The organism is Rhizobium sp. ZX09 (genome assembly GCF_017357485.1).
In the GTDB taxonomy this organism is placed as follows: Bacteria; Pseudomonadota; Alphaproteobacteria; order Rhizobiales; family Rhizobiaceae; genus Agrobacterium; species Agrobacterium pusense.
In genome coordinates this window covers 1690856-1704100 of the sequence record NZ_CP031363.1, presented here as the reverse complement: position 1 = coordinate 1704100, position 13245 = coordinate 1690856, and the positions used below count along the sequence as shown (strand labels likewise).

Below are 13245 nucleotides of genomic sequence, written 5' to 3'. Positions count from 1 at the left end.
CCTCTCGTGCGGGAGCGCGTAAATTCGTGTTCTGCCGGTTTAAGCGCCGTCGCGGGGTGCCGCACGGGGCGGATTTGGCCTATGATCCGGTTGCTGACCGGTTGAGAGTGGTAGCAGCGTGCGGGTAACAGTTTGCGTTTGAAGGTGTTTTTGTGATTGATCCCTATGTTTTGCTTGGCGTGGAGCGGGATGCCGACGAGGCGGCGATCAAGTCGGCCTACCGCAAGGTTGCGAAGGCTACCCATCCCGACAGCGGTGGCGATGCCGAGCAGTTCGCGCGCCTGCAGACAGCCTATGAACTTCTGAAAGATCCCGTGCGCCGCAAGGTCTTCGATGACACGGGTTACGATCCGCAGCTTGCCGATGCCAAGGATCTCAAGGGCCTGCTGATGCTGGAAACGCTGGTCAATGAATTCATTCTGGATGAGCGGGAACCCGGCAGTTTTGATCCCGTGGCTGCCATGCGCCGGAAGCTGACCGACGATATTCTGAAAAGCCGCTTCCATATTCTGGAACTCGAACGGCACCGTACCCGGGTGCGTAAACATATGGACCGTCTCGGACGGAAGCCGGAAACCGATGTGCTGAGTTCGATGCTCCGCGCCCGAAGCCAGTCCATAGCCGAAGCCATACGCAACGCGGAGGCGCAGATCGAGGCGATAGAACAGGCCTATACCATGCTCGAGGGCTATTCCTACGAGCTGGAGAGCGTGACGCTCGCCGAGCCGTTGCTGAAGGGCGAGGCGGCGGAGTAACTGCCTGTCATGGGCCGTTGACGAGGGCGAGTATGAGCTGGTGAACCCGCCCGCCCGGGGACAGTTCATCCCGGTCGAAATCTCGGCCGCGTTGGCGCTGCTCGTTGGAAAGCTCACCTAACCTCTGCTGCAGAACAGCGCGCACCTTCTGGCATTTGGGATCGTCTTCCGCCCGTAGCCCGGTGCTGAAGGCTTCGATCTTTCTCACCATATCGAGAATGTGCTCGCCATGAACTCGCTCATGGGTTTCCACCCCGGAAATGAAGGTCTTCCAGCTGGCAGCGACGGCGGCCGGCAGATGGGCAGGCGCCTTTGGCCAGGTGTAGATGATGGTGAGATTGGGTCTGGCACTGGCCAGCACACAGGCACCGTCGGGCTGCGGTCGGTAGTCTCTCCGCCACGTCAGCTTGAAGGTGGTGTGGGCAATGGCCTGCACGCCCGCAGTCGGGCCGCGCTCGCCGATGGACTGATAAAGCGCACCGCCCGTATTGCCGCTGACGGCATAGGTCTTTATCTGCTCGGCGGGTTTCCAGCCGATGGACTGTGCTGATAGCGGGAGAGCGCTCAGCAACATAATTGCGGCGGTGACGGTGAATTTGGGGAGACTGTTGACGGGCACGCATCGATCCTTGCAGGTTGCGCGCCGAAGATAGGCGAGAGGCGGGCAGTGAGGCAAGGGTGCGGGCGGTGGGAATGCTGCCTGATGTTCAGACTTCCACGCATGAAAACCCCCGCGCCGGAGCGCGGGGGGACAAGCCTCGACTGCAGGGGTAATCAGTCGTCCAGCTTGTCGTAATCGAGCTTCGGAGCGTTCTGCAGTGCATCCTTGGTGGTATCGACAAAGGCCTTCCATGTGCCGTTGTCATTATGAACGGCCACGGAGGCCGGATCGAGCACCACGTAGCTCTTGTCGATGCCCAGGAAGCCGCCGACGCTGGCCACGAGGCCGATCACCGCCTTGCCATCGCCGATCACGACGTCTTCGATTTCGCCGATGTTTTCATTCTGGGCGTTATAGATATCCATGCCATCAAGCTGGGAAGCGGTGAGATCGGTCTTCTGGACGTTGACGAACTTCAGCGGGCCGGTTGCCTTCGTACCCATGGTAATGCCGGGGCCCGACAAGGTCGCATCCGCGCCGGCAGCAGGAGCCGTGGCAGCCGTCTGGGCAAATGCCACGGAAGAGGAGAGCGCTGCTGCGGCAGCGAGAGCGATGACATTGATTTTCATGATGTTTCTTCCCTTTTTATGCTGAACATTGCGTTCGGGGAAGAAACGGCAAAGAGCGGATTTGGTTCCTCATGGGATGACAGGAAAATTTGGTCTATGGTGAAAAAGAAACAGGCGTGCGTCGAAATCGGGAGGATGTCATGGCGAAAAATACGGTGACTGAAGATGCGGAGCAGACCGCACCATCAGACTTCATCGACCGGAAGATCGCGGAGCTGGGCGACTGGCGCGGCGAGACGCTCGCGCGTGTTCGCGCGGTGATCCAGAAGGCCGATCCGGAAGTGGTGGAAGAGGTGAAGTGGCGCGGCGTTCCGGTCTGGTCGCATGCGGGCATTCTCTGTACCGGCGAAACCTATAAAAGCGCGGTGAAGATGACATTTGCGAAGGGCGCCTCTCTGGAGGACCTGTCAGGCCTGTTCAATTCGAGCCTTGAGGGCAACACGCGGCGCGCCATCGATTTTCACGAGGGCGATGTCGTTGATGAGGAGGCGCTGGCAGCGCTGATCCGCGCTGCGGTGGCGTTGAACGTGGCCGGAAAAAGCGGAAAGAAGCGGGGATAAAGCCGGGCGGTGTCACCGGCAAAGAACGACAGATCGTGATTTAATAGCGGTTGGCATCCGCTGTCTTGTCCCACTCTCCGTCGATGAATTTCAGCGCATCAATGATCGAAACCTTCCACACGGCCCAGACGTGGTCGCCATCCGTCACCCGCAGTTCGGATTTGCGATTGTCCGCCTGCAGGGTCTCATGCAGGGCAATGGCACCGCGCCAGAGGAAGAAGCCATCGTCATCTCCCACAGTCAAATAGGTGGCGGGGAGATCCTGACTTTCTGCGACATGCTGTGCGACGAGGGTAAAGACATTCTTTTCGTTAAAGAGACGTGCATCGAAAGGGGTGCCGAAGGCGCCGGAGAAATGATCACCGGTTGAGGGAAGCACGATGCCGCTGGTGACGGTGGTGCGGTCGACGCGGTGGAAAAAGGCGCTGTCCTGAATGAGCTTGAGTTCGGCGGGTGTCTTGTCGAGATCGGAGGCGGGCACGTTTTGCCAGATGGCGCCCGACAGGCTGGCGACGGCGCCATAGAGGTCCTCGTGGCCATAGGCGAGATGCAGGGCGCCGAAACCGCCCATGGAAAGGCCAACAATGGCGCGGCCTTGACGATCTTTTCGCACCGGCAGCGTTTTTTCGATCTGGTGGCGCAGATCGCCGGTGAGGGCGGTCTCGTAATCGCCGGGACCGCCGACGGCGGCAGAATCCACATACCAGCTGTTTTTCACGCCGGGCATCACGACAACCAGAGGGCGGATGGTGCCAGCCTCGATGAGCGTATCAAGCGTCTTTTCGATATTGCCGAGATCGCGCCAGCTGTTCTGGTCGCCGTCGTGGCCGTGCAGGAGGTAAAGTACAGGCCAGCCGTTTTCGGGCGGCGGACCTTCGGGGCGATAGATATTGACAGGGAGCGGCGCGTTCAGGGCGGCGCTGTGAAAGGTGGCGTCTTCGATATGGCCGGCGAAGGCTGAACCGGAGGACATGAACAGACAGAAGGCCATAAGTTTTTTTCGATACACATGGCTCTCCTGTCATCATTCCCGAAAACGATCAACGTTCCCGGGCCTACGCGTTCCTGATTTCATAATGTTACGGCAATGCTGTTCGCGCAAGTTTGCGCGCGGTCTGGCGATTGCGGCGCCGCAAACGTGGTTTGACAAGCCCACTTCATTAAGCTGCTTTTTTCAGGTTCCAACAGGATGACATTGCTATTATCGCGTTCTGCCTGCCTGTCTGTTTTTCTCCTGTTCCTCGCCGGTTGCATGACCGTACCGATTTCCAGCATTCCCAAGCTGATGCGGCAGGATTTTCTGACGAGGGATTTCGGGCATGTGCGGGTCGGATTGCAACTGCCAGCCAATCTTTTCCTCCGGTCCGGTGACGCCGTGATGATCACCCGGAGCAGGACAGACGGCGCGCCCGAAGAAACCGTTGCGACCTACGCGCTGGTGGCGGATACGGATGCGGCTGCGCTCGCTAAATTCCGGCCGGAAAAACGGGATGGTATGTTGGCGAGCGTATGGCGGGTAAAGCCCGAAGACGTCGGAAGGCTCGCGGAGCTACAGGAGCGGGTGCGCCGTTCCCGCGCTCAGGGTCCCCGTATCAGAGGCAGTACTGAGATCAAGATCGTGAAAGCCTGCTTCAAAGGCACGTTTCCCGCTGGCCCGATCTATTCCTCGATCTATATGAAACCGGCGGAAAACGAAGACTATATTCCCACATCGCTTGATGCGAATCTGGTCAAGCTGTTCGGGGCAACCGCGGTCAAGTCGCTGATCACGCCTTGTGAAGGCTGACAGGCGCCGCCGGCATGCGCAGACGGCGCTGACATGAACGATGGGAGCCTTAGCCGCTGTTCATGTCAGGCGGGCTTTGCACAAAGCGCATCAGCGGCCCGGACGGCCAGTCTTGCCCTTGGTCCGGCTTTTGCGCTTCTGCTCGCCGGCATCTTCATAGGAACCGGCGCCGATCTTGCCACGGACCAGCGGCCGCGGATCGTCCGTGGCGCGTTCGGGCTGGCCTTCCAGCAACGGGGAGAACCTCTTGCCGGGTTCGGTCGCGGGCTTATCGGGCACCGCGCCCCTTACGGGCTTTTCGGTCCGACCCACGGTCATCTCGTCCAGCGTGTTCTTGCGGAAAAGCGGTTTTCCTGCGTCGGAGCCCGGACCCATCTCGTCCAGCGAAGGTTTGGCGAAGAGAGACTTCCCGCTTTCGTTCGTGGAAGCGGCATCCCCGTCTGCCCTGCCGGATGTCTCCCCCTCAACGGGGGAAATCGACAAGTGGCTCCGTCTGTTGTTTTTCCCGCCGCCTTCGACCGCACGTGCTTCTTCCTTGGCCATGGGGTCGTCCATGGTGGCAAGTTCGGCTGCCTTGAGGCGTTTGATTTCGTCGCGCAGACGGGCTGCCTTTTCAAAGTCGAGGTCCGCTGCGGCGTCGCGCATGGATTTTTCCAGCGCGTTGAGATGCGCCTGGAGATTGTTGCCGACCAGATGACCGCCATCGGCGAAGCCCTTGCCGGAAACGCCTGAAATATCGGCTCTTACGTGGTCGCGTTCATACACGGAATCAAGAATGTCGGAGATCCTCGCCTTGACCGATTCCGGCGTGATGCCATGTTCCTGGTTATAGGCCATCTGCTTTTCACGGCGGCGGGAGGTTTCCTCCATCGCCCGCTTCATCGAACCGGTGATATTGTCGGCATAAAGGATGACCTTGCCATCGACGTTACGGGCGGCGCGGCCGATGGTCTGGATCAGCGAGGTCTCCGAGCGCAGGAAGCCTTCCTTGTCTGCGTCGAGGATGGCTACGAAACCACATTCCGGAATATCGAGACCCTCGCGCAGCAGGTTGATGCCGACGAGCACGTCGAAAGCGCCGAGCCGCAGGTCGCGGATGATCTCGATGCGCTCCAGCGTGTCGATATCGGAGTGCATGTAACGAACGCGGACACCCTGTTCATGCAGATATTCGGTGAGGTCTTCGGCCATCCGCTTGGTCAGCACGGTGCAGAGCGTGCGGTAGCCCTTGGCGGCGGTCTCGCGGATTTCGCCGAGAACATCGTCCACCTGGGTGCGGGCGGAGCGGACTTCGACCGGAGGATCGATGAGGCCGGTCGGACGGATGACCTGTTCGGCGAAAACGCCGCCGGATTGCTCCATTTCCCAGCCTCCGGGGGTGGCGGAGACGGAAATGGTCTGCGGGCGCATGGCGTCCCATTCCTCGAAGCGCAGGGGACGGTTGTCCATGCACGAGGGCAGGCGGAAGCCATATTCGGCCAGCGTTGCCTTGCGGCGGAAGTCGCCGCGATACATGCCGCCGATCTGAGGAACGGTGACGTGGCTTTCGTCGATGAAGATCAGCGCGTTGTCGGGAATATACTCGAACAGGGTCGGCGGCGGCTCGCCCGGATTGCGGCCGGTGAGATAGCGTGAATAGTTTTCGATGCCGGCGCAGGAGCCCGTAGCCTCCAGCATCTCGACATCGTAGCGCGTGCGCTGTTCCAGACGCTGGGCTTCCAGCAGGCGGCCGGCTTTTTCAAGCTCGGCGAGGCGCAGCTTCAGCTCTTCCTTGATCGACTTGATCGCGCCGTTCAGCGTCGGGCGCGGTGTCACATAGTGCGAATTGGCGTAAATCTTCACCGATTGCAGGTCGCCGGTCTTATGGCCGGTCAGCGGGTCGAATTCGGTGATGGATTCAATCTCGTCACCCCACATGGAAATGCGCCAGGCCGCATCTTCAAGGTGGGCGGGGAAGATTTCGATCGTATCACCGCGCACGCGGAAGGAGCCGCGCACGAAGTTGATGTCCTGCCGCTTGTATTGCTGGGCCACGAGGTCGGCAAGAAGCTGGCGTTGATCCAGCTTGTCGCCCACCTGCATCTGGAAGGTCATGGCCGTATAGGTCTCGACCGAACCGATACCATAGATACAGGAAACCGAAGCGACGATGATACAGTCGTCACGTTCGAGAATGGCGCGGGTTGCGGCGTGGCGCATACGGTCGATCTGCTCGTTGATCGACGATTCCTTCTCGATATAGGTGTCGGAACGCGGCACATAGGCTTCCGGCTGGTAATAATCGTAATAGGAAACGAAATACTCCACCGCATTGTTTGGAAAGAAGTTTTTGAATTCGGAATAGAGCTGGGCCGCCAGCGTCTTGTTGGGCGCCAGAATAACGGCCGGGCGCTGTGTGGCCTCGATCACCTTGGCCATGGTGAAGGTCTTGCCGGAGCCGGTGACGCCGAGCAGCACCTGCGAGCGGTCGCCGGAATTGAGGCCTTCGACGAGATCGGCAATGGCGGTCGGCTGATCGCCGGATGGCTTGTAGTCCGTCACCATCTCGATGGCGATGCCGCCTTCCGATTTCGGCGGACGGGCCGGCCTGTGGGGTGTCCACAGCTTGCCATCCTTGAAGAGCGGGTTGCCGCTTTCAATCAGTTTGGAAAGCGCGTCCACCGTCGCCGTCACCGCGCCCGGTGCCAGGGACTGGGCATCCTCCAAGGAGACATCGAGCCCTGCCACAGGATTGAGACCCGCGGCGGCGCGCGTTTTCGGATCGCTCGACGCGCCGATCGAAACGCCGCGTGCCGTTTTTGACGCGGTGGTCTTTTTCGCCGTCTTGGTGGCGGCTTTTTCCGCTTCCTTGCGCGCTTCTATTTCGATCTTCTTGCGGTGCTTGCCCGCCTTCGAAGCGATTTCGCGCTGGGTCTCCACGGAGGATGCTTCCGCTTCCGCCTCAAGTTGCTTGACCCAATCGGCAACGCTGCCGCCGAGCGGCGCGCCTTCGAATGACGATTGCGGAGCTTCCTCGAAGCCCGAGGGCGAGGAGGTGGAGTTTTTCGGTGATCTGGCCATGGGCGAAATATGGAGAGAGTCACGCGCAAAGGGAAGGGGAGACAGTGAAAAAATGAGTACAAAAAGGAAACGGCGCATGCGGAACAAAATTCCGCCGGATGCGTTGCGTAGCGGCTGAACACGGCCTTGCCGCGATCCGTAGAAATCGATTCCGGTTTTCGGCCGGATGCGCTAGAGCAAATCCATTACGGCAGGATGAGGGATCCCCTCAGACTGCCTTCTTCCGCTGCATTTTACGACATCCCTCTTTTTTCCAGGACCCATCATGCCGTTCTCAATCAGCCCTGCCCACATCTGGCCTGTCCTGATGCTCATCGCCTCCAATGTTTTCATGACCTTCGCCTGGTACGGCCACCTCAAGCACAAGGGCAGCGCGCTCTTTCTGGCGATTGTCGCCAGCTGGGGCATCGCCTTTTTCGAGTATGTGCTCGCCGTTCCCGCGAACCGCATCGGTTCGGAGGTTTACTCCACCGCACAGCTCAAGACCATTCAGGAGGTCATCACGCTCGCGGTCTTCGCGCTGTTTTCGATCTTCTGGCTGAAGGAAAGCATCACCATCAACCACGTCATCGGCTTTGCGCTGATCGCTTTCGGTGCTTCCTTCATTTTCCGGTCCTGAATAAGAGGAGACTCGCGCTTTGCCTGCCCAGAACCATCGCAACGGACAAGAGGTGATGTATCGATGAAAATACGGCCTGCAAGACTTGACGATGCAAAGGGAATGGCAGCGGTTCAAAACGACATATTCGCGGCCGGCCTTCGAAAAGCGCCGACGGACGTCGCGGCGGTGCTGGAGAATTACATCCAGCACGCCGACCGTATCGAGTGTTCGGTCGCGGAGGATGAAGACGGGCATATCCTGGGCTTCCAGTCGCTGCGTTATGCACGGGCGGACAATCCCTATGGCGTGGCGGAAGGGTGGGGCATCATCGGCACCCATGTCAGTCCGCAGGCGGCGCGAAGAGGCGTTGGATCCGCCCTCTTCGCCGCGACGCGCAGGGCGGCGGAGGCGCGGGGCCTTAAGAATATCGACGCCAGCATCGGCGCGGACAATGCGCTCGGGCAGAGTTATTATGATGCCATGGGCTTCATGACCTACCGCCAGCCGGAAGGGTTGGTCTGCAAGGTTTACCGACTGGACTAGATGCGGCGTGCCGCTGCCGGTCAGGTATTGCTCTGATGGTCAGCTGCGATTGTCGTTTTCGGAATATTGCAGGCGGGCCTTGCAGATGCGGACGTGGTTTTCGTCGGCCCATTGGACCAGCAATTGCATTGGTACCAGAAACGAGCGGCCAAGACCTGTCAGCTCATACTCCACGCGCGGCGGCACCTCGGCATAAAGCGTGCGCCGGATGAATCCATCCTCCTCCAGCCGCTTCAGCGTACGGGACAACATCTGCTTGGAAATGTCGTCAATCCTGCGGTTCAACTCGTTGAAGCGCAGCACGCCGCCCTGCAGCGCTTCGAGAACCAGAAGGCTCCATTGGTCTCCGATGCGGTCCAGCACATCCCGGATGGGGCAGGGCTGCTCGAAGTCGAAGATTTCTTTCGTCTGCGTATCCGACATTTCGATTACCCCATATCCTTGCAGGTCATCGCCATGTGACCAGATCACCGGCTGCTGACTTCTTGCGGCCGGGGACGCGATACCATAGCTCTTTCTTTCGGTCTATTATTTAGACCAACGACAATAGCAACAAAAGGAAGAAGCCATGGCTAAAATCGCGCTCATCGGTGCTTCCGGCAATGCCGGGTCCCGTATTCTCAAGGAACTTTCCGACCGGGGGCATAATGTTACGGCCATTGCCCGCAGCCCCGAAAAGATTGCCGCCCTGCCGAACGTCGTTGCAAAGAAAGGCGATGTCTTCGATCAAGCCGGACTTTCAAAACTGCTTGCAGGTCACGATGCCGTGATCAGTTCGGTGCATTTCACGGCGAGCGACCCGGTGACGCTGATCGAGGCCGTGCGTGCCTCTGGCGTTCCACGCTACCTCGTGGTCGGTGGTGCCGGCAGTCTTGAAATCGCGCCCGGCCAGCGTGTCGTCGACCTGCCGGATTTTCCTGCCGCTTACAAGGCCGAGGCCACCAAGGGTGCGGAGTTTCTTGATTTGCTGAAACAGGAAAAGCAGCTCGACTGGACCTTCCTTTCGCCTTCCGCCGAGTTCGTGCCGGGTGAAAGAACGGGCAAATTCCGCATCGGCAAGGACAATCTTCTGAGCAATGAAGAGGGTAGCCGCATTTCCTTCGAAGACTACGCGATTGCGCTTGTCGATGAAATCGAGAAGCCGCAGCATTCCCGCCAGCGCTTCACCGTCGGTTATTGAGAGGTATCACCCATGAATGTCATGACACGTCGTCTCGCCATCGCCGCTCTCGCTCTTGCGCCCGCATTGACAGCCGTTCCGGTGCTGGCCGAAACCGCCGGGCGGGATTTCGCCCGGGAAGAGGCCAATCGCAAGCTGGTGATCGAGTTTTACGATACCGTCTTCAACAAGCACGAAGTGGAAAAGGGTGCTGCCGTTATTGTCGACAGCTACAAGCAGCACAATCCCATGGTTCCGGATGGCAAGAAACCGTTCGTGGATTACTTCATCGGCCACTTCAAGGAAAACCCGCAGTCCAAGGCGCGGATCGTGAGAAGCGCCGCGGATGGCGACCTTGTCTATCTGCATATTCATTCAACAGAAAAGGACGGAGACCGGGGCAGGGCCATCGTCGATATTTTTCGGGTGACCGATGGCAAGATCACCGAGCATTGGGATGTAATCCAGCCCGTGCCGGAGACGGCGGCGAACAACAATACGATGTTCTGAGGCGACGAACTTTTGAGGCAGGCGGGCACGCCGGGATCGTGCCCGCTTGCCGGAACGGGTAAACTTCAGGCCAGAAGATCGTAAGTACGGAAAATCCAGGCGATCTGGTAAATCAGCGCAAAGATGACGAGAAACCGATGGAAACGGCGGTTCTCGATGAAGATCGCCAGCGTGAACAAAATGACGTAGATGGCGGTGCGTATAAGGTATTCCGGACCAAGTGAGGCGAGATAGTGCTGGCCTTTCAGCAAAGTATCCCCGACATCGGTGACGAAAAGGGCTGCCAGAAAGGCGAAGAACCAGCTTTTGCGGGAAAGGAAATAATCCTCATATCCCTTGTACTCCTTCATCTCCGTGGGAAAGAGCAGAACGCACAGGAAATAAAACAGCGAGCAGAACAGGATCAGGAAAAGGAACGCGCCGAAGCCCAATACATGGCCTGTGGCAGAAAGCCGGTGCTCCCACCACCAGAAATGCACCAGCATCAGAAACAGGAACGCCACCCAGCCGATGTGCAGGGGATAAATCCGTTCTTTTTTGGGATGCTGCACGAAACCTGCAAGGCCGGTCAGCAATCGGGCGAGGCTGAGGCCGACCACCATGCCCATGACCGCGCGGATGTGCGAATAGGCTTCTGCGGCGTTGACGGCGGCCTCCATCGCTCCTACTCCGCCGGAGGAATGGGCGTCGGTTGCCCGTTTTCGTCCATCGCCACCATGATGAAGGTGCCGGCGGTTACCTTTTCCAGCTTGTCGTAACGCGACCGCTGCGCCCAGGCCTCTACCGTCAGCGTGATGGAGGTGCGGCCGACGCGGGCAATATCGGTATAGATGGACAGCGTGTCGCCGATCTTCACCGGCAGTTCAAAGGCCATTTCCTTGACTGCCGCCGTGACAACGCGACAGCGAGAGCGTTCCGCCGCACGAATGCCGCTCGCCAAGTCCATCTGTGACATGACCCAGCCCCCGAAAATATCGCCGGCCGGATTGGCGTCGGCCGGCATGGCGAGCGTTCTGAGCGTCAGCTCGCCGGTCGGTTTGATGGTCTGGTCGGTCATGTTGAGATGTGCTCCGTGCGAATGACAAAGGCGCAGCATGCGATGCGCTTTGTGATTTCGCAAGGAATGGCAAGCGTCAGGACGACGCTTTGCCCAGAAATTGCTGTGTTGCGTAAAGGGCGATGGCCGCCGCGTTCGACACGTTGAGCGATTTGATCGCTCCCGGCATATCGAGACGGGCGAGCGCCGAGACGGTCTCGCGGGTCTTCTGGCGCAGGCCCTTGCCTTCGGCGCCCAGCACCAGTGCGATTTTTTCGCCGCTGAAGGTCCGTTCAATCGGGGCGGGGCCCTCCGAATCGAGGCCGACCGAGAAGAAGCCGAGCTTGTGCAGTTCACCCAGCGCATCGGCGAGATTGGTGATCTGAATATAGGGGATGAGTTCCAGCGCGCCTGAGGCGGATTTCGCCAGCACACCCGACTCGGTCGGGCTATGGCGCATCGTGGTGATGACGGCGCCCGCATTGAAGGCGACTGCCGAGCGCATGATGGCGCCAACATTATGCGGATCGGTGACCTGATCGAGCACGAGAATGAGTGGTCTATCCTTCAGCGCGCCCAGCCGCTTGACCGGCAGCGGCCGGGTCTCCAGCATCACGCCCTGATGGATCGCCTCAGGCCCCAAAACCCTGTCGATATCCTGCGGGGATACTACTTCGACCGGGAAGGGCTGCGCCTCCGCCTCGCCGATATCGAGACGTGCAAAGGCATTCTGGGTAACCGAAAGCTTGACGATCTGCCGCTCCGGATTGGCAAGGGCTGCGCGTACGGTATGCAGGCCGTAAAGGTGCACCTGGTCGGGCGCAAGTTGCGGCGGCTTCCAGTCGTCTGCGCCGCGGTTCCGGCGCTTCGGCTGCTGCGGGGTCGGAATTTCACCGCGCTCGCGCTTCGCGTCGCGCACGGCACGACGCAGGTTGGCGTAATGTGTGTCGCGGGTGGATTTGTTGTTGGGATCGTCTTTGCTCATGGCGCCTTATATCTCCCGCGCGTGCCGCGCACCAGCCCCCGTGATAATCCACAGGGCTGCAAAGGGGATTGAATTTTTTCCCGAAAATTCGTGAAAGGGCGTGTTGACAGAAACGAACGAGGCCGTCATATACGCGCCACAGACGACGCAACGGCGCTTCGCCGCAGCGAAATCTGAAGAGCTTGGTCGCTTGATCCTCGCAGATAACTGGAGGGATGCCCGAGTGGTTAAAGGGGACGGACTGTAAATCCGTTGGCTACGCCTACGTTGGTTCAAATCCAACTCCCTCCACCATTCTGCACGGATCGAAATCGCCACCGCGGGTATAGCTCAATGGTAGAGCAGCAGCCTTCCAAGCTGAATACGCGGGTTCGATTCCCGCTACCCGCTCCAGCTTCCTCTCAGTAAATCACCTTATCGCTGCGCGACGTGTTTCGCGTCTCCGGGTTGTGCCGTGAGCATTCAGCCGATGCGGTGGTGGGCTCTAGTTTATCCTATACGCCATGAATGCCGCTCCCCCAGTCGCGCTCAATAAGGCGAACGGCACTGGCTTCTTGTGCCTGCGGGCGCCAGGTAGCTGTTATCAGTAGGGTGATAGGAGGCGTAACGCGCCGCACACCATTTTACGTGATTTATTTCGGCCTGCGACAGGGCGTATCCGTCTGGCGTGGCTTCTTCCCCGGTTCCCGCGGCAAAGGCGGATGCGGGATAACCGCGCTGGCCCGAATTTTGTGCCTGCGTTTCATAGGCTGGCTGTATGAGGCTCAACGCCTCAGCGGGCATAACAAAAGCGGCAGATAATGCGACGCCAAGAGCGAGCGCGGAGATGGTCTTCGGCATCCTCAACATCGATAAATCCTCATTATTCGTTCGGGATGCTAACGAAAATTTAGGAATTTCGTTCCGATGGAGGCTTGACGCCACACGAAGACGTGATTCTTCGGCTTGATCGGAGGGCGTGGGTTCGGATCGGGCCTCATGGGGGAATCCGAGGCGCGGCAGGATGGATTTATGCTCGCT

Annotated in this window: 16 protein-coding genes and 2 tRNA genes; 9 read left to right on the top strand and 9 right to left on the bottom strand. The window is 59.2% G+C overall.

Going from position 1 to position 13245, the window contains the following annotated elements:
- Positions 1–152: 152 nt before the first annotated feature.
- A complete protein-coding gene (locus BTN45_RS08575; protein ID WP_006700361.1) occupies positions 153–755 on the top strand; it encodes a J domain-containing protein in 603 nt (200 codons plus the stop codon).
- Positions 756–762: 7 nt separating this feature from the next.
- Here BTN45_RS08575 and BTN45_RS08570 read toward each other — a convergent pair whose 3' ends face one another.
- A complete protein-coding gene (locus BTN45_RS08570; RefSeq protein ID WP_207587206.1) occupies positions 763–1374 on the bottom strand; it encodes a DUF922 domain-containing Zn-dependent protease in 612 nt (203 codons plus the stop codon).
- 155 nt (positions 1375–1529) lie between these two features.
- Positions 1530–1985, bottom strand: a complete 456-nt coding sequence (locus BTN45_RS08565; protein WP_004442682.1) for a PRC-barrel domain-containing protein — start codon at positions 1983–1985, stop codon at positions 1530–1532.
- Between the two features lie 140 nt (positions 1986–2125).
- Here BTN45_RS08565 and BTN45_RS08560 point away from each other — a divergent pair, with 140 nt between their 5' ends.
- The gene (locus BTN45_RS08560) at positions 2126–2545 is read left to right on the top strand and encodes a DUF1801 domain-containing protein (protein ID WP_077987502.1); all 420 of its coding nucleotides are present in this window, start codon (positions 2126–2128) and stop codon (positions 2543–2545) included.
- A gap of 40 nt (positions 2546–2585) precedes the next feature.
- Here BTN45_RS08560 and BTN45_RS08555 read toward each other — a convergent pair whose 3' ends face one another.
- Positions 2586–3536: an alpha/beta hydrolase family protein gene (locus tag BTN45_RS08555; RefSeq protein ID WP_207589694.1), complete on the bottom strand. Its 951-nt coding sequence runs from the start codon at positions 3534–3536 to the stop codon at positions 2586–2588.
- Positions 3537–3734: 198 nt separating this feature from the next.
- Between BTN45_RS08555 and BTN45_RS08550 the strand changes: the two genes are divergently transcribed.
- Positions 3735–4331 (top strand): hypothetical protein, encoded by a 597-nt coding sequence (locus BTN45_RS08550; RefSeq protein WP_246751629.1) that lies wholly within the window; start codon positions 3735–3737, stop codon positions 4329–4331.
- 90 nt (positions 4332–4421) lie between these two features.
- Here the strand turns inward: BTN45_RS08550 and uvrB are convergent, their stop codons facing one another.
- Positions 4422–7391, bottom strand: coding sequence for an excinuclease ABC subunit UvrB (uvrB, locus tag BTN45_RS08545; protein WP_207587204.1), 2970 nt, complete (start codon positions 7389–7391; stop codon positions 4422–4424).
- 265 nt (positions 7392–7656) lie between these two features.
- Here uvrB and BTN45_RS08540 point away from each other — a divergent pair, with 265 nt between their 5' ends.
- Entirely contained in the window at positions 7657–8010 is a 354-nt protein-coding gene (locus BTN45_RS08540) for a DMT family protein (RefSeq protein WP_003507620.1), read from the top strand.
- Positions 8011–8112: 102 nt separating this feature from the next.
- Positions 8113–8535, top strand: a complete 423-nt coding sequence (locus BTN45_RS08535) for a GNAT family N-acetyltransferase (RefSeq protein WP_137069271.1) — start codon at positions 8113–8115, stop codon at positions 8533–8535.
- A gap of 39 nt (positions 8536–8574) precedes the next feature.
- Here the strand turns inward: BTN45_RS08535 and BTN45_RS08530 are convergent, their stop codons facing one another.
- Entirely contained in the window at positions 8575–8958 is a 384-nt protein-coding gene (locus tag BTN45_RS08530) for a helix-turn-helix domain-containing protein (protein ID WP_004442667.1), read from the bottom strand.
- Between the two features lie 145 nt (positions 8959–9103).
- Here BTN45_RS08530 and BTN45_RS08525 point away from each other — a divergent pair, with 145 nt between their 5' ends.
- Both BTN45_RS08525 and BTN45_RS08520 read left to right on the top strand, forming a co-directional pair.
- On the top strand, positions 9104–9715 hold the full coding sequence (locus BTN45_RS08525; protein ID WP_207587201.1) for an NAD(P)-dependent oxidoreductase: 612 nt from the start codon (positions 9104–9106) through the stop codon (positions 9713–9715).
- A gap of 12 nt (positions 9716–9727) precedes the next feature.
- Positions 9728–10204, top strand: a complete 477-nt coding sequence (locus tag BTN45_RS08520; protein WP_207587199.1) for a nuclear transport factor 2 family protein — start codon at positions 9728–9730, stop codon at positions 10202–10204.
- Between the two features lie 65 nt (positions 10205–10269).
- Here the strand turns inward: BTN45_RS08520 and BTN45_RS08515 are convergent, their stop codons facing one another.
- From BTN45_RS08515 to BTN45_RS08505, 3 genes are all read right to left on the bottom strand, one after another.
- Entirely contained in the window at positions 10270–10863 is a 594-nt protein-coding gene (locus BTN45_RS08515) for a hypothetical protein (protein WP_022556543.1), read from the bottom strand.
- Positions 10864–10868: 5 nt separating this feature from the next.
- On the bottom strand, positions 10869–11261 hold the full coding sequence (locus tag BTN45_RS08510) for an acyl-CoA thioesterase (protein ID WP_004442658.1): 393 nt from the start codon (positions 11259–11261) through the stop codon (positions 10869–10871).
- A gap of 76 nt (positions 11262–11337) precedes the next feature.
- Positions 11338–12225, bottom strand: a complete 888-nt coding sequence (locus BTN45_RS08505; protein WP_207587196.1) for an RNA methyltransferase — start codon at positions 12223–12225, stop codon at positions 11338–11340.
- Positions 12226–12434: 209 nt separating this feature from the next.
- Here BTN45_RS08505 and BTN45_RS08500 point away from each other — a divergent pair.
- Both BTN45_RS08500 and BTN45_RS08495 read left to right on the top strand, forming a co-directional pair.
- Positions 12435–12519 (top strand) — tRNA-Tyr (locus BTN45_RS08500).
- A 25-nt stretch (positions 12520–12544) separates the two neighbouring features.
- A tRNA-Gly gene (locus tag BTN45_RS08495) sits at positions 12545–12618 on the top strand.
- A gap of 135 nt (positions 12619–12753) precedes the next feature.
- Here the strand turns inward: BTN45_RS08495 and BTN45_RS08490 are convergent.
- The gene (locus BTN45_RS08490; RefSeq protein ID WP_004442654.1) at positions 12754–13074 is read right to left on the bottom strand and encodes a BA14K family protein; all 321 of its coding nucleotides are present in this window, start codon (positions 13072–13074) and stop codon (positions 12754–12756) included.
- Positions 13075–13245: the final 171 nt, after the last annotated feature.